General features: G+C 58.2%; 13 protein-coding genes and 1 pseudogene. 11 read left to right on the plus strand and 3 right to left on the minus strand.

The window, feature by feature from the left end; translation table 11 throughout:
* Positions 1 to 186 (plus strand): annotated as a pseudogene (locus tag T363_RS16260) (hypothetical protein); the annotation flags it as partial.
* A 111-nt stretch (positions 187 to 297) separates the two neighbouring features.
* Here the strand turns inward: T363_RS16260 and T363_RS0107480 are convergent.
* Positions 298 to 1,209, minus strand: a complete 912-nt coding sequence (locus T363_RS0107480) for a bacteriohemerythrin (protein ID WP_031474730.1) — start codon at positions 1,207 to 1,209, stop codon at positions 298 to 300.
* A 103-nt stretch (positions 1,210 to 1,312) separates the two neighbouring features.
* Positions 1,313 to 2,491, minus strand: coding sequence for an iron-containing alcohol dehydrogenase (locus T363_RS0107485; protein WP_031474732.1), 1,179 nt, complete (start codon positions 2,489 to 2,491; stop codon positions 1,313 to 1,315).
* Positions 2,492 to 2,673: 182 nt separating this feature from the next.
* Here T363_RS0107485 and T363_RS15115 point away from each other — a divergent pair, with 182 nt between their 5' ends.
* The 6 genes from T363_RS15115 (at position 2,674) to T363_RS16565 (ending at position 12,258) form a co-directional block, all read left to right on the plus strand.
* Positions 2,674 to 3,690 carry a putative ABC transporter permease gene (locus T363_RS15115; RefSeq protein ID WP_051643166.1) on the plus strand — a complete coding sequence of 339 codons (1,017 nt, stop codon included), beginning with the start codon at positions 2,674 to 2,676 and terminating at the stop codon, positions 3,688 to 3,690.
* A gap of 183 nt (positions 3,691 to 3,873) precedes the next feature.
* Positions 3,874 to 5,109, plus strand: a complete 1,236-nt coding sequence (locus T363_RS0107495; RefSeq protein WP_034971972.1) for a cysteine desulfurase family protein — start codon at positions 3,874 to 3,876, stop codon at positions 5,107 to 5,109.
* 55 nt (positions 5,110 to 5,164) lie between these two features.
* Positions 5,165 to 5,614, plus strand: a complete 450-nt coding sequence (gene nifU / locus T363_RS0107500; protein ID WP_031474737.1) for a Fe-S cluster assembly scaffold protein NifU — start codon at positions 5,165 to 5,167, stop codon at positions 5,612 to 5,614.
* A 140-nt stretch (positions 5,615 to 5,754) separates the two neighbouring features.
* The gene (mfd, locus tag T363_RS0107505; RefSeq protein WP_031474739.1) at positions 5,755 to 9,231 is read left to right on the plus strand and encodes a transcription-repair coupling factor; all 3,477 of its coding nucleotides are present in this window, start codon (positions 5,755 to 5,757) and stop codon (positions 9,229 to 9,231) included.
* A 292-nt stretch (positions 9,232 to 9,523) separates the two neighbouring features.
* Positions 9,524 to 10,939: a cysteine--tRNA ligase gene (cysS, locus tag T363_RS0107510; protein ID WP_031474741.1), complete on the plus strand. Its 1,416-nt coding sequence runs from the start codon at positions 9,524 to 9,526 to the stop codon at positions 10,937 to 10,939.
* Positions 10,940 to 11,340: 401 nt separating this feature from the next.
* On the plus strand, positions 11,341 to 12,258 hold the full coding sequence (locus T363_RS16565) for a LysO family transporter (RefSeq protein ID WP_242840248.1): 918 nt from the start codon (positions 11,341 to 11,343) through the stop codon (positions 12,256 to 12,258).
* A 283-nt stretch (positions 12,259 to 12,541) separates the two neighbouring features.
* Here T363_RS16565 and T363_RS0107520 read toward each other — a convergent pair whose 3' ends face one another.
* Positions 12,542 to 13,822 (minus strand): adenylosuccinate synthase, encoded by a 1,281-nt coding sequence (locus T363_RS0107520; RefSeq protein WP_031474745.1) that lies wholly within the window; start codon positions 13,820 to 13,822, stop codon positions 12,542 to 12,544.
* A gap of 191 nt (positions 13,823 to 14,013) precedes the next feature.
* Here T363_RS0107520 and T363_RS0107525 point away from each other — a divergent pair, with 191 nt between their 5' ends.
* The 4 genes from T363_RS0107525 (at position 14,014) to glgB (ending at position 20,438) form a co-directional block, all read left to right on the plus strand.
* Positions 14,014 to 15,141 carry a cysteine desulfurase family protein gene (locus T363_RS0107525; protein WP_031474747.1) on the plus strand — a complete coding sequence of 376 codons (1,128 nt, stop codon included), beginning with the start codon at positions 14,014 to 14,016 and terminating at the stop codon, positions 15,139 to 15,141.
* A 152-nt stretch (positions 15,142 to 15,293) separates the two neighbouring features.
* A complete protein-coding gene (gene thiI, locus T363_RS0107530) occupies positions 15,294 to 16,463 on the plus strand; it encodes a tRNA uracil 4-sulfurtransferase ThiI (protein WP_031474749.1) in 1,170 nt (389 codons plus the stop codon).
* Positions 16,464 to 16,770: 307 nt separating this feature from the next.
* Positions 16,771 to 18,000 (plus strand): competence/damage-inducible protein A, encoded by a 1,230-nt coding sequence (locus T363_RS0107540; RefSeq protein ID WP_031474751.1) that lies wholly within the window; start codon positions 16,771 to 16,773, stop codon positions 17,998 to 18,000.
* 245 nt (positions 18,001 to 18,245) lie between these two features.
* Entirely contained in the window at positions 18,246 to 20,438 is a 2,193-nt protein-coding gene (gene glgB / locus T363_RS0107545; RefSeq protein ID WP_078096962.1) for a 1,4-alpha-glucan branching protein GlgB, read from the plus strand.
* Positions 20,439 to 20,445 lie beyond the last annotated feature (7 nt).

Here is a 20,445-nt window from a genome sequence, read left to right on the forward strand (position 1 = left end):
CTCCTTGTTAAGGAAGTGATGGTATTCCCGAATGGTCATGCCTATTATGTCTGCCCCAGATGTGGCATAACGCTGGAACGCGAGTTCGTGGCCTACTGTGACCGCTGCGGCCAGCACTTAGGTTGGAGAGGTTACAAGAAAGCCAAAGTCGTTTATCCTGACAGCCGTAAAAAAGTACATACCTGAAACAGCACACAAGGGTGGAGGCAAAACTCCACCCTTGTGCTTTTCTGAATTTCTATTTGACGCTTACGTATGGTTGGATACAGAGCCATCCCTACGGAAAGATAAGCATAGTCAGTTGGCCGTCATGTTGAGAAAATACGGATTTGTGGTTGAAACTGAAAACTTACCCACGTCCGAGGGAAAAAGAATGGATATAGCAGGCTTCATTGTTTTGACTAAATCGGATACGTCATCTCCTGACAGAAGTTTGCTCTCCTTTACATGTATTCCAGCTTCGTCACCGGTCAGCATGCGATGCAGCGAAATCCAGAACTGTGCGCCAAATGCCTCTACGGTGTGCAAAACCACGGCTGAATCGTCCTTCATCCGTTCACCGAACAGCATGTTGGCAACGGCAGCAACAAAAGAACGCTCTATTCCTGCAATCAGTGTGTTTGTTGCGCCTTCCCTTTCGCAAACCATCATTTGATACAGGACATTTCCATATGGAGAACCGCAGTACGTTTGATCAACGACATGTGTGTTGGTTTTGACATTAAGAGTAGCCGCAAACAGGGAGTCCAAGGTTTGTTCCAGAACGGAGATGTTTACATCCGGCTTTACAGGTGCTGCATGAACCCCCTTGCCGACGATTAGCATATCCGCTGTTGCAATGTGTTCAAGCAGCCAACCAATCCCATTGCCCAAGAAATCCCAAATATCATCCATGCTGCATGATCCGCTGTTCAGCATCTTTTGGTACTTTCCCATCTGAACGGATTGGAAGTCATCATGCTGCATCTCATGCAGCTCGTAGCCCTTAAACCCAATTTTTTTCATGTATGCTTCTTCTCGGGCAGCATGATAGTCAAAGTAACCATTTAAATAGTGCAGGCCTTCGCGCAGCACAAATATCTGTATTTTTTCATCATGTCCGCGAGAGCGCACCTTGTCATAAATCTGTGCGGCCACTGCGAAAAGTTTCTTGTGCTCTTCGTCAATTTCAGTTATGCCCGTGATATAGTTATCACTCCATCGAATCATTTTTTTAGTTCTCCTCGAAATAATTTTGAAGTTTATAGTTATCGAAAATCATGGTTCGCTCATGCGCTTCCATGTGCACAAGGTGTTTTCGCGGGCCGCAGCCTCACTCTGCCAGACGGTAGATCTCGAGGATCGCTTCGCGGTCCAGCGGGGTGTAGCTTTTGACCGGGCCGTTGACCGTGCGCAGGGTATTGTCCGCCAGTGCCTCGTAATCCGACGGGTGCAGCCCGAGCTGCTCCATGTGCACCGGCATGCCGATCTCTTCAAAAAAGCGCTTCATGGTCAGGATGCCTTCGCGGGCTGTCCGTTCGGGATGGGCAAAGTCCATTTCCACACCGAATACACGGTTGGCCAGCTGTGCAAAGCGCGGAATATCCTGCCGGTATTCATACAGCGCCCAAGCAGGGAACAGCACGGACAGACCCGCACCGTGGGCGATCGCATCGCGGTAAGCGGACAGCTCATGCTCGAGTTTATGCACCGGGAACAGGCGGCCGCGTCCGCAGCCGGTGTAATCGTTATGCGATACACTGCCCGCCCACATGAGCGAGGCGCGCGCCTCATAGTCATTCGGGTCGGCAATGGCGCGGCGGCCTGCATCGCGCACGGCGATCAGCAGCCCCTCGGCCAGACGGTCGGTGATATCGGTTTCGCCGCCCTGCGGGGTCAGGTAGCGCTCAAGGGTGTGCATCATAATATCCACGATGCCGCAGCCGGTTTGGAATTTGGAGACCGAAAAGGTGTTTTCCGGATTGAGGAAGCTGATGCGCGGCCGGTTGAGCTGGCTGGTGATGCCGCGTTTTTCGTGGGTGTCCTCATTGGTCAGCACGCAGGAGTTGCTGGTTTCCGAGCCGGAGGCAGCCAGCGTCAGCACGGTGGCAATCGGCAGAACACAGTCCGGAACGGCAGCGCCGCTGGCGAAATCCCATGGATCGCGGCCGGTGGCAGCGCCAAGGGCGATCGCCTTGGCGGAATCGATAACCGAGCCGCCGCCCACGGCCAGAATGCAGTCGATGCCCTCGCGGCGGCACAGCTCGATGCCGCGGCGCGCCATGGCAACCTTGGGGTTTGGCTCTACGCCGCCCAGTTCAACAAAGGTAAGGCCGGCAGCCGACAGACTGCTTTCCACCCGGTCGAGCAGGCCGGATGCACGGGCACTGGCACCGCCGAAATGCACCAGTACGCGGTGCGCGCCCAGTTCTGTCAGTTTTGAACCGATTTGTTCTTCAATATTGCGGCCGAAAACAACTTCGGTCGAGGTATGGATGGAAAAGTTCAGCATAGTGGTGAACGCCTGCCCTTCTTCAGTAATCGTATGGTGGGATAGCTGTCTGTTACCGGCCAAAAACCGCCGGTTTGCATAATATAACTATATTATACCTGTGCCCTTGCCAAAAGTCAAAAACTTCGGTAAAATAGAAACCACAGGGATGCAATGATGTAGGACAGAGGGGTTTTACTGCAATGTATTATGCGTATTCCGTCTGGCAGTGGGTGTTGGTTTTTTACCTGTACTGCTTTTTGGGCTGGTGCTTTGAATCCACGGTGGTTTCGGTCAGCCAGCGCCGGTGGGTTAACCGCGGTTTTCTGCGCGGGCCGATGCTGCCGATCTACGGCTTTGGCGCAACGATTTTACTGCACATTGCCCTGCCGCTGCGAGCGCATCCGGTGGCATTGTTTTTGGCCAGTATGGCTGCGGCAACGGTGTTCGAGTATCTGGTCGGTGTGTTGATGGAGACCCTGTTCAAGGTGAAATACTGGGATTATTCCACCCATCGGTTTCAGTTTCAAGGGCGCATCTGCCTGCAATCCTCCTTGTGCTGGGGGGCAATGGGTCTGCTGCTGACGCATTTTCTGCATCCGCCGCTGGAAAAGCTGGTGGTTGGGCTGCCGTTCTGGCTGCTGCTGGCGTTGGATGTGCTGCTGTCTGCCGCCTTCCTCAGCGATGTGGCGGTATCCGTGCGCACCGCACTTGATCTGGCGCGCGTGCTGGAAGAGCTGGATAAGCTGCGGGAGCAGGGCGCTGCGCTGCGGCAGCAGCTTTCCGAAACGGCAATGGTGCAGCTGACCAATCTGTCCTATCGGGTGGATGAGGCGCGCGGCGAATGGTCTGAACGGGTGGACGAGGCGCGCGGGCAGCTTGCCGGCCGTATGGAGGAAGCCCGCGAAGAATTGGCTGACCGCTGGGACGATGCATCCGAGCGCACCAAGGTGCAGCTGACCAATCTGTCCTATCGGGTGGATGAGGCGCGCAGTGAATGGACTGAACGCATGGATCATGCCTACGATCAGGTCACGGCAACCAAGGAGCAGCTTCTCGACCGTTTGGATGAGCTGCAGCGCCGCTTTGACGAGCGCGCGGACAGCCTGAGCCGCAGCCGCAAAAGCATGCTGCGCGGCAATCCGAGCGCACGCTCCAAACAGTATGATGATGTGCTGCAACGCCTGAAAAAGCATATGGATGCGCATAAGCGCGGCTGAAACTGCGCAAAATGCACAAAATGATGCAAAATGCCCGCGATATCCGCGTGCGTTTCGTCGGTTTTTTGCTTGCTAAAATGCGCGGTTTAGGTGTATATTAGTATTGTTCCCCAAAGCCCATCGGATGACTGGAATTTGGGTGCAGGATACAAGCAACCTTTTGAAGAGAAAGGCAGATATAAAATGAAAAGATTTGTTTATGCGGACAATGCGGCAACCACTCCGCTTTCCGAAACGGCGTTTGAGGCGATGAAGCCGTGGATGACCGAATATTTCGGCAACCCGTCTTCGCTGTACCGCATCGGCCGGGAGGCTAAAATGGCGCTGAATGAGGCGCGCACCACGGTCGGCAAGTGCCTGCATGCGGCAATGCCGGTTAACGAGGCGAATGATTACGCGCCGGGTGAGATCATCTTTACCGGCGGCGGTTCGCAGGCGGATAACCTTGCGATCCGCGGCTTTATGCACGGCCCCACGGCGCGCGGCCGCAAGCACCTGATTACCTCGAAAATCGAGCACCATGCGGTGCTGTATACCTGCGAGGCGCTGGAGAAGGAAGGTTTCCGCGTTACCTATCTGGATGTGGACGAGTACGGCCGCGTCGATCTGGAGCAGCTTAAGCGTGAACTGAGCGAGGATACCGCGCTTGTTTCCATCATGGCAGCCAACAACGAGATCGGCACGATCCAGCCGCTGCGTGAGATCGCTGCGCTGGCGCACGCGGTGGGCGCAAAGTTCCACACGGATGCGGTGCAGGCGGTCGGCCATATGCACATTGACGTACAGGAAATGGGAATTGACATGCTGTCGCTTTCCGCACATAAGTTCCGCGGCCCGCGCGGCACCGGTGTGCTGTATTTGAAAAAGGGCATCGCGCTCGAGCCGCTGGTATACGGCGGCGGACAGGAGCGCGGCCTGTGCTCGGGTACGGAGAATACCGCGGGCTGCATTGGTCTGGCAGCGGCGATGAAGGATGCCGTAGAAGGGCTGGACGAAAAGATGGGCTACGTGAAAAAGCTGACCGACCGTCTGGTTGCCGGCATCATGGAGCGTATCCCCTATACGCATTACACCGGCGATCCGGTGAACCGCCTGCCGGGTACGGCCTCGTTTGTATTCGAAGCGATCGAAGGTGAGGGTTTGATCCTGATGCTGGATAACATGGGCGTGTGCGGCTCGACCGGCTCGGCCTGCTCGACCGGCTCGCTCGATCCCTCGCACGTGCTGATGGCAATCGGTCTGCCGCACGAGATCGCGCACGGTTCTCTGCGCCTGACGCTGGGCGAGCAGAATACCGAGGAGGATGTGGATTATCTGATCGAAACCGTGGCTGATGTGGTTGCCACGCTGCGTTCGATGAGCCCGGTGTGGGAGAACGGCAAGCCCAACCTGACGGCGGCCTCCAACCTGCACGCATAAAGCCGGATTTTCCGTTTTCTATTTTTGATCTATACAGAGTAAGGAGCTTTTTATTATGCAATACAGTGAAAAGGTGCTTGACCACTTCACCCATCCGCGCAATGTTGGCGAGATTGAAAATGCCAACGGCGTGGGCGAGGTCGGCAACGCTAAGTGCGGCGATATCATGAAGATCTACCTCAAGGTGTCGGATGACGGTGTGATCGAGGATGTCAAGTTCAAAACCTTCGGCTGCGGCGCGGCGATTGCGACCAGCTCGATGGCGACCGAAATGGTCAAGGGCAAAACGCTTGAAGAGGCGCTCAAGCTGACCAACAAGGCGGTTGCAGAAGCATTGGACGGCCTGCCGCCGGTTAAGATGCACTGCTCGGTGCTGGCGGAAGAGGCGCTCCGCTCGGCGATCGCAGATTACTACAAGCGTCTGGGCAAGGACCCCACCGCGATCCTCGGCTGCGACATGGACTGCGCCGCCTGCCATCACGAGCACGACGGGCACGCGCATTAAGCGCCGTGCCATATGCATATCATATAGGGCAGATGAAAATCTGCCCTATTGGTATCTGTGTATCAAAATAATTGGAGGGCAGATCCTGTTCTGCCCCTTTTGGCATTGTATCATCCGCTGGAGCGGTGGGAAGGTAAACCATGACCGAAATAACTAAAAGTATAACTTATCTAAAAGAATACAAACGGTTGAAACAAGCGCTCGAGCAGGGCAAAACGCCTGTGCTGGCGGTGGGTCTGTCGGCCATCCACAAGGCGCATCTGGCGGCGGCGCTTGGGCTGGATACCGGCCGCCCTGTGCTGGTGCTGACCGATGACGACGCGGCGGCGGTGCGCTTTTCAGCCGATCTGCACGCCTTTGCGGAAAAAGAGGTGCTGACACTGCCGGCGCGCGAACTGGTTATGGCGGATGTGACCGGAGTGTCACGCGGTTATGAGCAGCGGCGGCTGGCGGCGCTCGAAGCCCTGCCTCGTATGCGGTTTGCGGTGGCATCCGTGCAGGCGGCGGCGCAGCGTACGCTGCCGCCCGAGGCATTGGCTGCGTCGGTGGTCACCCTTTCTGCCGGAGACACGGCGCCGCTGGAAGAGCTGACGCAAAAGCTGGTGCGCGCCGGATACGAGCGCTGCATTCAGGTGGAGGGCACGGGGCAGTTTTCCGTGCGCGGCGGCATTCTGGATGTATTCCCGCCGCAGGCGGCGCACCCGTACCGTATCGAGTTCTGGGATGACGAGATCGACTCGATCGCGTCGTTCGACGTTGGCAGCCAGCGGCGGTTGGAAAATACCGAAACGCTGCGCTGCCTGCCGTGCATGGAAACCCTGCCCCATCTGGCGCCGGGCGGCGCAAAGGGGTTGGCGAAAACCGTGCGCGGCCTGCTGAGTACCCGAAAAAAGAAGCATGCCGACCTTGCCGCGCATATCGAACGCGACGCAGAACGGCTGGAAGAGACCGGCACACTGCCTGCGGCGGATAAATACCTGCCGCTGGTTTATCCGAAGGCGGCGACCGCACTCGACTATCTGCCGGCGGATGCACTGGTGCTGATCGAGGACACGCCCCGTCTGCGGGATGCGGCGCGCGATTTCCACAGCCGGATCGCGGACGATGTGACCGCATTGCTCGAGCGCGGCGAAATGCCGCCCGGGCTGGAGGGCTATGCGCTGGATTTTGCCGGTTTGTGCCGCCTTCCGCAGCCCATTGTGCGGCTGGACAGCTTTTTGAACAATGTTCCCGAGCTGGCGCCCGCGCATCTGGAAAACTTTGCGGCAAACCAGATGAACGCTTACGGCGGCAATCTGGATATGGCGGCGGTGGATATTCGCGGCTACACCCAGCAGGGACGGGCGGTGGCCGTGGTGTGCGGCAGTGCGCTGCGCTGCCGGAATATGCTGGACGCGCTGACCGATGCCGGTCTGCACGCGGAGATCAGCGATCTGCTGCCGCGCGGCGGGCAGGTTTCCGTGCTGGAAGGTACACTGTCCGCGGGGTTTGAGTATCCCGATCTCGGTCTGGTCGTCATCACGGAGGGACAGGTGCTGGCGCGCCGCAAAAAGGTGCAGCCGAAAAAATCCAGCCGTGACCGTGTCAAGTCCTATACCGATCTGACCCCCGGCGATCTGGTGGTGCATGAGCACCACGGCATCGGCCGGTTTATCGGCATGGAGCGCATGACGGTGGACGGCGCGGAGCGTGATTTTGTCAAAATCGCGTTTGCGGGAACGGATTTTCTGTATGTTCCTGCGACCTCGCTCGATCTGATCTCCAAATACATCGGCGGGGGAGAACCCGAAAAGGTGCGGCTGAACAAGCTCGGCGGCGCGGACTGGTCGCGCTCCAAGCAGCGGGCCAAGGCGGCCGCCAAGGAGCTGGCCGAGGGTCTCATCAAGCTGTATGCCGAGCGGGCCAAGGTAAAGGGGTACGCTTTCCCTGCGGATGATGCGTGGCAGCGTGAGTTTGAGGATGCCTTCCCCTATGAGGAGACCGACGACCAGCTGCGCTGCATCGCGGAGATCAAAATGGATATGGAGTCTGACCGGCCGATGGACCGCCTGCTGTGCGGCGATGTGGGCTTCGGCAAAACCGAGGTTGCGCTGCGCGCCGTGATGAAGTGTGTGCTGGCGGGCAAGCAGGCGGCGATTTTGGTGCCGACCACCGTGCTGGCGCGGCAGCATTACCTGACCGCTTTGCAGCGGTTTCAGGGGCATCCGCTCAATATCGAGCTGCTGACCCGCTATAAAACCGGCTCGGAGCAGACCAAGATCCTGCAAAAGCTGGAGGCCGGTTCGGTCGATCTGGTGATCGGCACCCATAAGCTGTTTAATAAAAAAATCAAGTTTAAGGATCTCGGCCTGCTGGTGGTGGATGAGGAGCAGCGCTTCGGCGTTTCGCATAAGGAGACACTCAAGGAGTTAAGCAAGACTGTGGATGTGCTGACGCTGTCGGCAACCCCCATCCCGCGCACGCTGAATATGGCGCTGTCCGGTATTCGGGATATGTCCTCGATCGAGGAGCCGCCGCTCGACCGCCATCCGGTGCAGACCTTCGTGCTCGAACAGAACGACGGCGTGCTGCTCGACGCGATCCGGCGCGAGCTGGCGCGCGGCGGGCAGGTGTATTATCTGCACAACCGGGTGGAGAGCATTGAGCGCTGCGCCGCTCTGTGGCAGCAGCGCCTGCCTGACGCCCGTCTCGGCATTGTACACGGCAAAATGACGCAGAAGGAGATCGCCGCCGCCATGAACGCCATGGCTGAGGGCGAAATTGATATCCTGTTCTGCACGACCATCATCGAAACCGGCATTGACATCCCGAACGCCAATACCCTCATCATCGAGAATGCGGACCACATGGGTCTGGCGCAGCTGCACCAGATCCGCGGACGCGTAGGGCGTTCGTCGCGCCATGCGTTTGCCTACCTGTGCTACCGGCGCGGCAAGGCGCTTTCCGAGATCGCGCAGAAGCGCCTGTCCGCCATCCGTGAATTTGCCGCATTTGGTTCGGGCTTTAAGATCGCCATGCGCGATCTGGAGATCCGCGGCGCGGGCAATGTGCTGGGGCCCGAGCAGTCCGGACATATGATGAGCGTGGGGTATGACCTGTATCTCAAGCTGCTCGAAGAGGCCGTGCAGGAGGAAAAGGGCGAAACACCCAAGCCGCGCGTGGACTGCGCGGCCGAGCTGCTGCTCTCTGCCAACCTGCCGTCCGCTTATGTGCCGGATGCAGGCCAGCGGGTCGATCTGTACCGCCGCATCGCGCTCATCCGCACGGAAGAACAGAAGAGCGATATGCTCGACGAGCTGATCGACCGCTTCGGCGAGCCGCCCGCAGAGGCGGTAGCGCTGCTCGACATTGCGCTGCTGCGCAGTCAGGCAAGCGAACAGGGCATTTCGGAAATCAAGGAGAAGGATGGCCGTCTGCTGCTGACCTTTGCGCAGACCGACTTTGCCCGCCTGTCCGCCCTGTGCGGGGACGAGGCTTTCCGCGGGCGGCTGCTGCTGAACGCAGGCTCAACACCTTACCTGTCGCTGCGGCTGAACCGGGACGAAACGCCGCTCAACATGGCGGAAACGCTGGTCGGCAAGTACGCGCAGACCGCAAAAACTGTGCCGGTCGCTTGACTTTCCTTCATACTGCTGATATACTGGCAATGTAATATGGAAAGTATGCGAGGAAGCGGAAAGAGTAACCGTATCCCGCGCGGACAAGAGAGGTGCCCCATCGGCTGCAAGGGCGCTGCGCGCGGCGCGGTGAAGGTGCGTCCGCCGAGCATCGGGGTCAAACGCCCCGCGGGACACGCCCGTTACCGCGTATCCGAGTGATAAACAGGAGTGGAACCGCGACATTACGCCGCCTCTTTGGATAAAAGAGGCGGCTTTTTCATAAAATCAATCCAGTAAAGGAGTTTATCGTATGAAACTGTATAATACCCTGACCCGTCAGAAGGATGAGTTCGTGCCCATCACCCCGGGTGAAGTGAAAATGTATTCCTGCGGGCCGACCGTGTACAATTATTTCCACATCGGCAACGCGCGCCCGTTCATCATGTTCGATCTGCTGCGCCGTTACTTTGAGTACCGCGGCTATAAGGTGACGTTTGTGCAGAACTTCACCGATATCGACGATAAGGTCATTAACAAGGCCAATGAAGAAGGCGTGGATTTCAACGAGATCGCCGAGCGCTATATCAAGGAATACTACGTGGATGCAGAGGGGCTTGGCGTCGGCCGTGCGACGGTACACCCCCGTGCGACCGAAACGATGGACGCGATCATCAGCATCGTGCAGAAGCTGCTGGACAACGGCCATGCATATCTGGCGGAAAATGGCGATGTGTATTTCCGCACTAAGTCTTTCCCGGAGTACGGCAAGCTGTGCCATATGCCGATGGAAGAGCTGCAGGCCGGCGCGCGCATCTCGGTGGGCGAGGTCAAGGAAGACCCGATGGATTTTGCCGTTTGGAAAGCGGCAAAGCCCGGCGAGCCGGCTTGGGATACGCCGTGGGGCTCGAAGGGCCGTCCGGGTTGGCATATCGAATGCTCGGCGATGGCGTGCAAGTACCTCGGGGAAACGATCGACATCCACTCCGGCGGTCTGGATCTGATCTTCCCGCATCACGAAAACGAGATCGCCCAGTCCGAATCGGCAAACGGCAAGCCCTTTGCGCATTACTGGGTGCATAACGGATTTTTGACCATCGACAACGAGAAAATGTCCAAATCCAAGGGCAATTTCTTTATGGTGCGCGAGGCGGCGAAGGAGTTCGGTTATGAAACCATCCGCATGTTTATGCTGTCGGCGCATTACCGTTCCCCGCTCAACTACTCGGCGGAGAGTTTGGAGATGAACAAGGCGTCGCTGGCCCGCCTGTATGAGAGCCGCAATAACATGGAGTTCCGCATCGAAAAGGCGCAGGGCGACGCGATGACCGCAGAGGAAGCCGAAAAGCTCGAGGCGCTGACCGCGTACAAGCAGAAGTTCATCGACGCGATGGACGATGATATGAACACGGCGGACGCACTTTCCGCTATTTTCGAGCTGACGCGCGAGATCAACGGCTGGATGACCGCGCACGACGATGCGACGAAGGCCTTCCTGACCGCAGCGCACGACTTGTTCATGGAGCTGACCGGCGTGCTCAATATTGTGCAGAAGCGCGAGGATGCCAAGGATCCGGACGCAGATAAGATCGAAGCCCTGATCGCGCAGCGCGCGGCAGCGAAGAAGGAAAAGAATTTTGCGGAGGCTGACCGCATCCGCGGTGTGCTGGCGGATATGGGCGTCACGATCAAGGACACCCGTCAGGGCACGCAGTGGAGCCGCGCCTGATCGCCTGACGGCGGCAGTGCACATGGGAATGTTTTTTTCGTTTGTGTTTGGCGCAGTTCCAACACAGAGCGTTGGAAAGAACATGTTTTTGACAGCAGAAAGGACCGGCCGCTGGGCCGGTCTTAGCTTGTCGAAAGAGTCTTCGCGCGAGCAGCGCATATCTAATAGAAAATTGCAGCAAGCTGCAATTTTCATAAAAACCCGCGACCGGTGCGTGGGTTTTTATACAAGACGACGGAGAATTGTGCCCAAAGGGCGCGATTCGCAGTCGCTAATTCGATCGAAAGCGTGGTTTCGATCGAGAGACTGTTCGAAAAACAAAGTTTTCCGACAGTCTCAGACCGGCCGCTGGGCCGGTCTTTGCTTGCGCGAAACGAAGTACAAAATATAGGAGTATCCGGATGGTAACACTTGGTATCATGCTGGCCGGAATCGCTGTGGGGCGTTTTTTTCCGGAGCGGCATAAGGCAAAAAATGAATGGGCGCAGCTTGCGTTCACCCTGCTGCTGATTTTTTCCATGGGTGTCGGGCTGGGGCAGCGCGAGGGCTTTTTTTCCGAACTGGCTGTGCTCGGCCTGCGGAGCTTTCTGCTGTTTTTGCTGCCCACACTGTGCTCGGTGGCGGTGGTGTATGTGCTGACCCGCTGCTGCATGGGGGAAGGGGCTGCTGTCCGTGAAACGGCAGGAGGCCGTCAGGAATCCGCACCGGTGCAGATGGGCAGCGACCCGATGGTGTTTTTTGCGCTGGGCGCACTGCTGCTGGGCGTGGTGTGCGGGGCGTTTCCCGCCTGCGCGGCGGTGCTGTCGCCGCTGACCGCGCATACACAATGGCTGCTGTATGCGCTGATGTTCTCGGTGGGCGTCAGCGTGGGTCTGCGCCGCGGCCTGCTGGAGAGTATCCGCAAATACCATATGCGCATTTTGGTCATCCCCTGCGGTATCATTGCCGGTTCGCTGCTCGGCGGGCTGCTGTGCGGGCTGTTGATGGCGTATCCGGTCAATCAGACGGTTTCGGTTGCGGCAGGTCTGGGCTGGTACAGCCTTGCCGGCGTATCCATCGGCAATCTGGCCGGTGCCGAGCTGGGCAGCATTGCGTTTTTGAGCAACCTGATGCGGGAGATCGGGGCGTTTTTCATGATCCCCTATCTGGCGCGGCGGCTGAATTATTTCACCTGTATCGCGCCTGCGGCGGCAACCAGCGAGGATACCACCCTGCCCATGCTCATCCGCCATACCAACGAGGAGACTGTGGTGTTTGCCGTGATCAACGGAATTTTGTGTTCGGCTGCGGTGCCCGTGCTGATCGCCCTGTGCTACTGACAGATTGCCGGAAAAACAAACCTTTCGACAGTCTCTCGATCAAAACCACGTTTTCGATCGAAAATGCCGCTGTCTGCGCGCGTTTTTCAGGCACACTTGCCAGCGGTTTGAATAAAAACCGAGATACATGCTCCCGGTTTTTATGGGCATCGCGGCTTGCCGCAATGCCCTATTTTATGCGCGCTGCCGCGCGTATTGTTCACACGCAATAACAAAATACGTTTTCGACAGACAACAAACGGCTGCCTGATATACAGGCAGCCGTTTGTTGCAGGTTTCATTTTTACCGGGAAATGACCTGATCGCGCGCCGGGCCGACACCCAGCATGGTGATCGGGCAGTCGATGATGCGCTCCAGCTCACGGATGTAGCTCTGCACCGTCTGCGGCAGTGCATCGAACGAGCGGCAATCCGTGATATCCTCGTCAAAGCCGTCGAACTCCTCATAGACCGGCTCGCAATCGACCAGATCCATAAAATTTGCCGGGAATTCCGTGACGGTTTCCCCGTTTTTCAGCTTGTAAGCTACGCAGACCTTGAGCTTGTCCAGCCCGCGCAGCGGATCGATTTTGTTGATGACCGCTTCGGTCAGGCCGTTCACACGCACCGCATAGCGGGCTACCACTGCGTCAAACCAGCCGGTGCGGCGCGGACGGCCGGTCACCGTGCCGAATTCGCCGCCGGCCTTGCGGATGTAATCGCCGGTTTCGTCGAACAGCTCGGTCGGGAACGGGCCTTCGCCCACACGGGTGGTGTAGGATTTGAAAATGCCCATGATGCTGCTGACCGCGGTCGGTCCCACGCCCGAGCCGATGCAGCAGCCGCCGGATACCGGATGGGACGAGGTGACGAACGGATAGGTGCCCATATCCAGATCGAGCAGCGTGCCCTGCGCACCCTCGAACAGCACTTCCTTGCCGGCCTTGACTGCTTCATAGGTCATCACCGAGGTATCGCGCACCATGGGGCGCAGGCGGTCGGCATAGGTGCGGTATTCCGCGATGACAGCTTCCGCGTCGATCGGCTGACCGCCGTATACGCCGGTGATCACGCGGTTTTTGCGGGCGCAGGTTTCGCGGATGACGGTTTCAAAGCGGTCGGCGTCCACAAAGTCGTGCATCCGGATGCCGCTGCGCTCGGATTTATCCATATAGGTAGGGCCGATGCCCTTTTTGGTCGTGCCGATAGCGGTGCCTTCTTTGGCTTTTTCCGCCTCGCTCAGCGCGTCCAGCTCCAGATGCCAGGGCATGATGCAGTGGCAGCGTGCATCGATAAAGAGTTTATCGGTCGAGATGCCCTTTTCGTGCAGGCCGTCGATCTCACCCAGCACGGCCTTGGGGTTGACCACCACGCCCGGCCCGATAATATTGACGCAGTCCGGATACAGGATGCCCGAGGGGATGAGCTGCAGCTTGTATTTTTCTCCGCCGGCCACAACCGTGTGACCCGCGTTGTTGCCGCCCTGGCTGCGCACGATCAGATCGGCCTTGCCCGCGAAAATATCAATAAACTTACCCTTGCCTTCGTCGCCCCACTGGGCGCCGAGGATTATCTTACCTGGCATAGGATTCCTTCCTTTCTACACTTGGGACATACAATATGCATGTCATACATAAGAAGTATAGCATAACCGGTGCGCGGATACAATCCCAAAATGCGGGGAACGGCGGGAAAACCGGCAAAATTCCGTCTTGTACGGCTATGCCGGGCGCGGTATAATAAAATCAGAATTCTATCCGTAAAAGGGGAAGCAACATGCACTATCTGGATAATGCGGCAACGACCCGCGTGCTGCCCGAGGCGGCGGAGGCTGCGGTACATGCCATGTGTACCTGCTTTGGCAACCCATCGAGCCTGCACCGTATGGGGATCGAAGCGTCGCATCTGCTGGAGGAGAGCCGCAAAACCGTAGCGGCGGCGCTCGGCTGTCTGCCGGAGGAAACCTATTTTACCTCCTGCGGCACGGAAAGCACGAACATCAGCCTGCGCGGGGCGGCGCATCTGCACCGGCATAAAAAGGGACGGATCATCACCACGGAGATCGAGCACGCGGCAACAGCCAATACGGCACGTCAGCTTGCCGCCGAGGGGTTCGAGGTGCTGTTCCTTGCGCCGGATGCCGGTGGGCATATTACGCCGGACGCGCTGGAAGCCGCACTGACAGGGGATACCGTGCTGCTGTCCTGCCAGCTGGTCAACAACGAGATCGGCACGGTGCAGCCCGTGGCGGAGCTGGGGGCGCGGCTCAAGGCCAAAGCGCCGGAGGCGCTGTTCCATATCGACGCGGTGCAGGGTCTTGCCCGCGTGCCGCTCACGCCGAAAAAGTGGAACTGCGACCTGATGAGCGTATCCGGTCATAAAATCGGCGCGCCCAAGGGCATTGGTGCGCTGTATGTGAAAAAAGGTCTGCGTCTGCCGCCGCTGATGCAGGGCGGCGGGCAGGAAAAGGGGCTGCGGCCGGGTACGGAAGCACTGCCAAACATTGCGGCGTTTGCCAAGGCGTGCGAGGTCCGCATGGCGCAGTTTGAGGCGGATTACGCCCATGTAGAGCAGCTTGCGGCCTACCTGCGGGAGAAAGTGCAGACGGAGCTGCCGGACACTGCGTTCAATGGTGCGGGCGATATCCCGCATGTGGTCAACCTGTCCCTGCCCGGATGCAAGAGCGAGGTCATGCTGCGCGTGCTCGAGGGGGATGAGGTGTATGTCTCGAGCGGGTCTGCCTGCTCCAAGGGCAAGCAGAGCGGGGTGCTCCGCGCCCTCGGCCTGCCCAAGACGCGCACGGACAGCGCTATCCGTGTGTCATTTGCCCCGTTCAACACAAAAGAGGATGTGGACGCGTTTATCGCAGCGGCACGGAAAGGCGTAAAGATGCTGCGGCGGTAATGCGTGCGTTACAGACAGGGCTTCACCGCCCATCTGCCCGAAGCAATCAGAAGGGCAGGCTGCATCCTGCAGGGGGGGCGGCGGATTGCACGCAGGAAGAAATGAACAACACCATGCAGGCGCATGCCGCCTGCTGAAATAAAGGAGACATTATGAAAGAAGTATTGCTGCTCAAGTGCGGTGAGATCGTGCTCAAGGGTCTCAACCGCAAAACCTTTGAGGACCGCCTGCTCAAAAACCTGTCGCGGCGTATGAAGCATGTGGCGGACTGCGAAATTTCCATGCGGCAGTCGGTCGTATATGTGAAGGTGCCTGAGGAGGCCGACGCCGACGCGGTGATGGACTGCGCGCGTCATGTGTTCGGCTTTGCCACCATCTCACGTGCGGCGGTCTGCCCGGAAAAGACGCTTGAGAGCGTGGTTGAAACCGCGCGCACCTATCTGGCGGCACGGTTCGCGCAGGCGCGCACTTTTAAGGTGGAAACCAAGCGCGGGGACAAAAAGTTCCCGCTCACCTCGACCGAGATCAGCCAGCGTGTCGGCGGCGAGCTGGCCGACCTGTTTCCGGCAGTCCGGCCGGATATGCATCACCCTGATCTGACCGTGCATGTGGAGATGCGAGAAAAATACGCCTTTGCCCACGCCGGTCCGGAGCCGGGCGCGGGCGGCATGCCGATCGGCTCAAACGGACGCGCGGCGCTGCTGCTTTCGGGCGGCATCGATTCGCCCGTGGCAGGCTGGATGATGGCCAAACGCGGGCTGGAGCTGGTGGGCGTCCATTTCTTCAGCTATCCGTACACTTCGGAGCGCGCCAAGGAAAAGGTACTCGAGCTGGGCCGCAAGCTGACTGCGTGGTGCGGCCGCATGAGTGTGATGGTTGTGCCGTTCACCAAAATTCAGGAGGAGATCCGCGAAAAATGCCATGAGGAGCTGTTCACGCTCATCATGCGGCGGTTTATGATGCGCATTGCCGAGCGGGTCGCGGTGGAATACGGCTGCGGTGCGCTCATCACGGGCGAGTCGCTCGGCCAGGTTGCCAGCCAGACCATGCCCGCCATGGCGGTAACCGGCGCGGTGTGCGGGCTGCCTGTGTTCCGTCCCTGCATCGGTATGGATAAGGAGGAGATCGTGCGCATCGCGCGGCAGATCGATACCTTTGAAACCTCCATCCTCCCTTATGAGGACTGCTGCACGGTGTTCACCCCCAAGCATCCCAACACCAAGCCCAAGATGCCCAAGATCCTCGAGGCGGAGAGCCATCTGGACGTTGACGCGCTGGTAGAGGAAGCTGTTGCGGGCGTGGAGATTATTCACTTGCCGTAAACGGCTATAGGGGGGACGCTGTCCCCCCTATATACGAAAAAAGTTCCGGAGAAACTTTTTTCGATACCCCCCTCGCCTTTGCAGCCAAAGGCGGTCGCGCTGTCGCAGCGCGGGTCGGGGTATCAAACCGCGGCAAAGCTGCGGTTTGATGGAGAATGGAAATGCGGCGCGCTGCGCGCGCAAAGGCATGTGACGGTTTTCACAGAGCCGCCCGGCTGCACATGCGGACAGAGAGGGCGGCTGCCGCCCCGAGGGGGATGGCTGCCAACGCAGCCAAGCAATTTAATCCACTGGGAGGAATACCATTATGAACGCAGAACTGATCGCCGTCGGCACGGAAATTTTGCTGGGTGACATTGTCAATACGGATGCGCAGCTCATCTCGCAGGGGCTGAGCGAGCTGGGCATCAATGTTTTTTATCAGACGGTTGTCGGCGATAATCCGGCGCGCCTGCGCCATGTGGTGGAGACCGCGCGCGACCGCGCGGATATCATCATCACCACGGGCGGTCTCGGGCCGACGCTGGACGATTTGACCAAGGAAACACTGGCATCGGTGTTCGGCAAGAAAATGGCGCTGCATCAGCCCTCGCTTGACCGCATCCGTGATTTTTTCCAGACCATCGGCAAGCCGATGACGCCGAACAACGAAAAGCAGGCATGGCTGCCCGAGGGCTGCACGGTGTTTGTCAACGAATGGGGCACTGCGCCCGGCTGTGCGTTTGAGGCGTACGGCAAGCATGTGCTCATGCTGCCCGGCCCCCCGCGTGAGTGCAATCCCATGTGGAAGGAATGCGCGATGCCTTACCTGTACAAGCTTGCAGGCGGCTGCATTGTGTCGCACAACATTCGGGTGTTTGGTCTGGGCGAAAGCAATATGGAGACCATTCTGCACGATATGATGGCGCGCAGCACCAACCCGACCATTGCGCCTTATGCCAAAACCTCCGAGTGCTTTGCCCGCGTGACCGCCAAGGCAGATACGCCGGAGCAGTGCGAGGCCATGCTCGCCCCCGTGGTGGACGAGATCGTTTCTCTGCTGGGCGAGGATGTGTACGGCGTGGATGTGGATTCGCTGGAGCAGGTGGTGGGCGACGGGCTGCGGCAGCGCGGCCTGACCCTTGCCGTGGCGGAAAGCTGCACAGGCGGATTGCTGTCCAAGCGCATCACCGATGTGCCCGGCTGTTCGGATTATTACCTTGGCGGCGTGTGCTCGTATGCCAACGAGGTGAAGATGGGCGTTTTGGGCGTGCAGAAGGAGACGCTCGATACAGCCGGCGCGGTATCGCCCGAGGTAGCCGGGCAGATGGCTGTGGGCGTGGCAAAGGCGCTTGGCGCGGATGTGGGCGTCGGTATCACGGGCGTGGCAGGCCCGGGCGGTGGCACGGAGGAAAAGCCGGTCGGTCTGGTCTACATCAGCGTGTGGCACGCGGGACGGCACGTGACCCGCAGGATGCAGTCCATGAACGGGCGCGACCGGGTGCGGATGCAGGCGGCTTCTACCGCATTGGATATGATTCGCCGGCATATTTTGTAAACAAAACCACGACATTTTGTATGTTATCTTTTCATTTCCAGTCAAAACCTGTGTAAAGCAGACAAAAAGATTATCAAAAAAGTCCAGCAATTGTGTGAAATTGCTGGACTTTTTCTTTCCTATGATGTATACTATACCCAACTAAAGTGAGAGGTGTCCGCCCGAAACGGGCAATCATGCACAGGAGGATGGAAAAATCTCGCAGTTCAGCCGTGTTTCGGCAGTGAAAAAGGGAGAGATGCGATATGAAGAAACGATCCGCAGCGCCGGCCTGCGAAAAGCGAAGCCAGCTTTTTTATTCCGGCAGGGACTGCCGCGCGTATGACTACATGGGCGCGCATCCCGCGGAGCAGGATGGCGAAGCCGGTTATCTGTTCCGTGTGTACGCGCCGGAAGCCGAAAAGGTATCGGTCATGGGCGAATTCAACGGCTGGAACCGCGATGTGCACTACATGGAGCGGGACGAGCAGGGCATCTGGGAAGTGTTTGTTCCCCATATCGCGGAGTATGCGGCATATAAATACAGCGTGTGGGCCAAATCCGGCGATGTATTTGACAAGTCCGACCCGTACGGCTTCCATTCCGAGACCCGGCCGGGCAACGCTTCCAAGGTATACGATCTGGAAGGGTATGAGTGGAACGACGCAGGCTGGCTGGAATGGCGCCGGGATCATCTGCCCTATGCCAACCCGGTGAATATTTACGAGTGCCATCTCGGCTCGTGGAAAATGCACGAGGACGGCAACTTCTACTCCTACCGCCAGTTGGCGGACGAGCTGGTGCCCTACGTAAAGGAGATGGGCTATACCCATATCGAGTTTATGCCGCTGACCGAATACCCGTTTGACGGCTCGTGGGGTTATCAGGTGATCGGCTACTTTGCCGCCACCAGCCGCTACGGCACGCCCAAGGATCTGATGTATCTGGTGGATAAGGCGCATCAGGCCGGCCTGGGCGTTATCATGGACTGGGTGCCCGCGCACTTCCCCAAGGACGGCTGCGGTCTGGTCGAGTTTGACGGCTCGCACCTGTATGAATATGCCGATCCGCTCAAGATGGAGCATAAGGAATGGGGCACGCGCGTGTTTGACTACGGCAAGGTATCCACCCGAAACCTGCTGTTCTCTTCCGCGATGTTTTGGATCGAAAAATTCCATATGGACGGCCTGCGCGTGGACGCGGTCGCTTCCATGCTGTATCTGGACTACAACCGCCAGCACGAGTGGCGGCCGAATATCCACGGCGGGCGGGAAAATCTTGAGGCGATCGACTTTTTGCGCCTGCTCAATGAGTATATCCTGACCGACCATCCGGACGTGATGATGATTGCAGAGGAGTCTACCGCATGGCCGATGGTCACTAAGCCGGGATACGACGGCGGCTTGGGCTTCAACTTCAAGTGGAACATGGGCTGGATGAACGATATGCTGTGCTACTGTTCGGCGGATCCGTTTTTCCGCAAGGATATGCACGACAAGATCACCTTCTCGTTCATGTATGCCTTCTCGGAAAATTACATCCTGCCGCTCTCGCATGACGAGGTCGTGCACGGCAAATGCTCGCTGATCGGCAAAATGCCGCCCCCGTATGAAAACCAGTTTGGCGGCCTGCGCGCGCTGTACGGCTATATGACCGCGCACCCCGGCAAAAAAATGCTGTTTATGGGCGGGGAGTTCGCACAGTTCTCCGAATGGGCATATCAGCGCGGGCTGGACTGGATGCTGCTGGATTATCCGGCACATAAGCAGATGCAGAACTATGTAAAGGCGCTTAACCACTTCTATCTGGAAACGCCGCAGCTCTGGGAGCAGGATACCGACTGGCGCGGCTTTGAGTGGATCAGCCATGAGGATAACCGGAACAATATTATCGCCTTCCGCCGCGTAGCCAAGGATGGCAGCGATGTGATCGTGGTGGTCAACTTCTCGCCCGAGGTGCAGGAGGAATACCGCATCGGCGTGCCGTTTGCCGGAACGTATGAGGAGATCTTCACATCGGATAAGGCGGAGTTCGGCGGCGGCGGTCTGTCCAACGGCAAAGTGCGGACCGACAGCAAAAAGCCCCTGCATGGGCAGGAGCAGTCCATCAGCATCAAGATCCCGCGGTTCGGCGTGCTGTTCTTCAAGGGCAAGCCGCGCGCCAAGCGCCGCACCAAGGAGGAAATCGCAGCCGCTAAAAAACTGGCAGAGGGAAAAACCGCAAAAAAATCATCCCGCGCTGCGGCAAAGTCCGGTTCCAAAGCAGTAGCGAAAACCGGAACCCGGGCGGTTGCGCAGCGGACAGCAAAGGATATTGTTAAAACCGGTGAAAAAGCGGTCGCAGCGACCGGTGAAAGAGCAGTAACCAATGTCGGTACAAAAGCTGTGGCAAAAACCGGCGAAAAGGCGGTGACACAGACCGGCACGAAGGCGGTGGTTAAAAAAGACAGCGCAGATTAACAACTGT

This window comes from Agathobaculum desmolans ATCC 43058 (genome assembly GCF_000701665.1).
GTDB classification, from domain to species: Bacteria; Bacillota; Clostridia; order Oscillospirales; family Butyricicoccaceae; genus Agathobaculum; species Agathobaculum desmolans.

What these genes read in the sequence shown, in the direction of transcription:
- T363_RS0107520 (WP_031474745.1), bottom strand. Translation starts at nt 13,822, where the DNA reads ATGCCAGGTAAGATAATCCTCGGCGCCCAGTGGGGCGACGAAGGCAAG.
- T363_RS0107495 (WP_034971972.1), top strand. Translation starts at nt 3,874, where the DNA reads ATGAAAAGATTTGTTTATGCGGACAATGCGGCAACCACTCCGCTTTCC.
- glgB (WP_078096962.1), top strand. Translation starts at nt 18,246, where the DNA reads ATGAAGAAACGATCCGCAGCGCCGGCCTGCGAAAAGCGAAGCCAGCTT.
- thiI (WP_031474749.1), top strand. Translation starts at nt 15,294, where the DNA reads ATGAAAGAAGTATTGCTGCTCAAGTGCGGTGAGATCGTGCTCAAGGGT.
- T363_RS0107525 (WP_031474747.1), top strand. Translation starts at nt 14,014, where the DNA reads ATGCACTATCTGGATAATGCGGCAACGACCCGCGTGCTGCCCGAGGCG.
- T363_RS16565 (WP_242840248.1), top strand. Translation starts at nt 11,341, where the DNA reads ATGGTAACACTTGGTATCATGCTGGCCGGAATCGCTGTGGGGCGTTTT.
- T363_RS15115 (WP_051643166.1), top strand. Translation starts at nt 2,674, where the DNA reads ATGTATTATGCGTATTCCGTCTGGCAGTGGGTGTTGGTTTTTTACCTG.
- mfd (WP_031474739.1), top strand. Translation starts at nt 5,755, where the DNA reads ATGACCGAAATAACTAAAAGTATAACTTATCTAAAAGAATACAAACGG.
- nifU (WP_031474737.1), top strand. Translation starts at nt 5,165, where the DNA reads ATGCAATACAGTGAAAAGGTGCTTGACCACTTCACCCATCCGCGCAAT.
- T363_RS0107480 (WP_031474730.1), bottom strand. Translation starts at nt 1,209, where the DNA reads ATGATTCGATGGAGTGATAACTATATCACGGGCATAACTGAAATTGAC.
- T363_RS0107485 (WP_031474732.1), bottom strand. Translation starts at nt 2,491, where the DNA reads ATGCTGAACTTTTCCATCCATACCTCGACCGAAGTTGTTTTCGGCCGC.
- T363_RS0107540 (WP_031474751.1), top strand. Translation starts at nt 16,771, where the DNA reads ATGAACGCAGAACTGATCGCCGTCGGCACGGAAATTTTGCTGGGTGAC.
- cysS (WP_031474741.1), top strand. Translation starts at nt 9,524, where the DNA reads ATGAAACTGTATAATACCCTGACCCGTCAGAAGGATGAGTTCGTGCCC.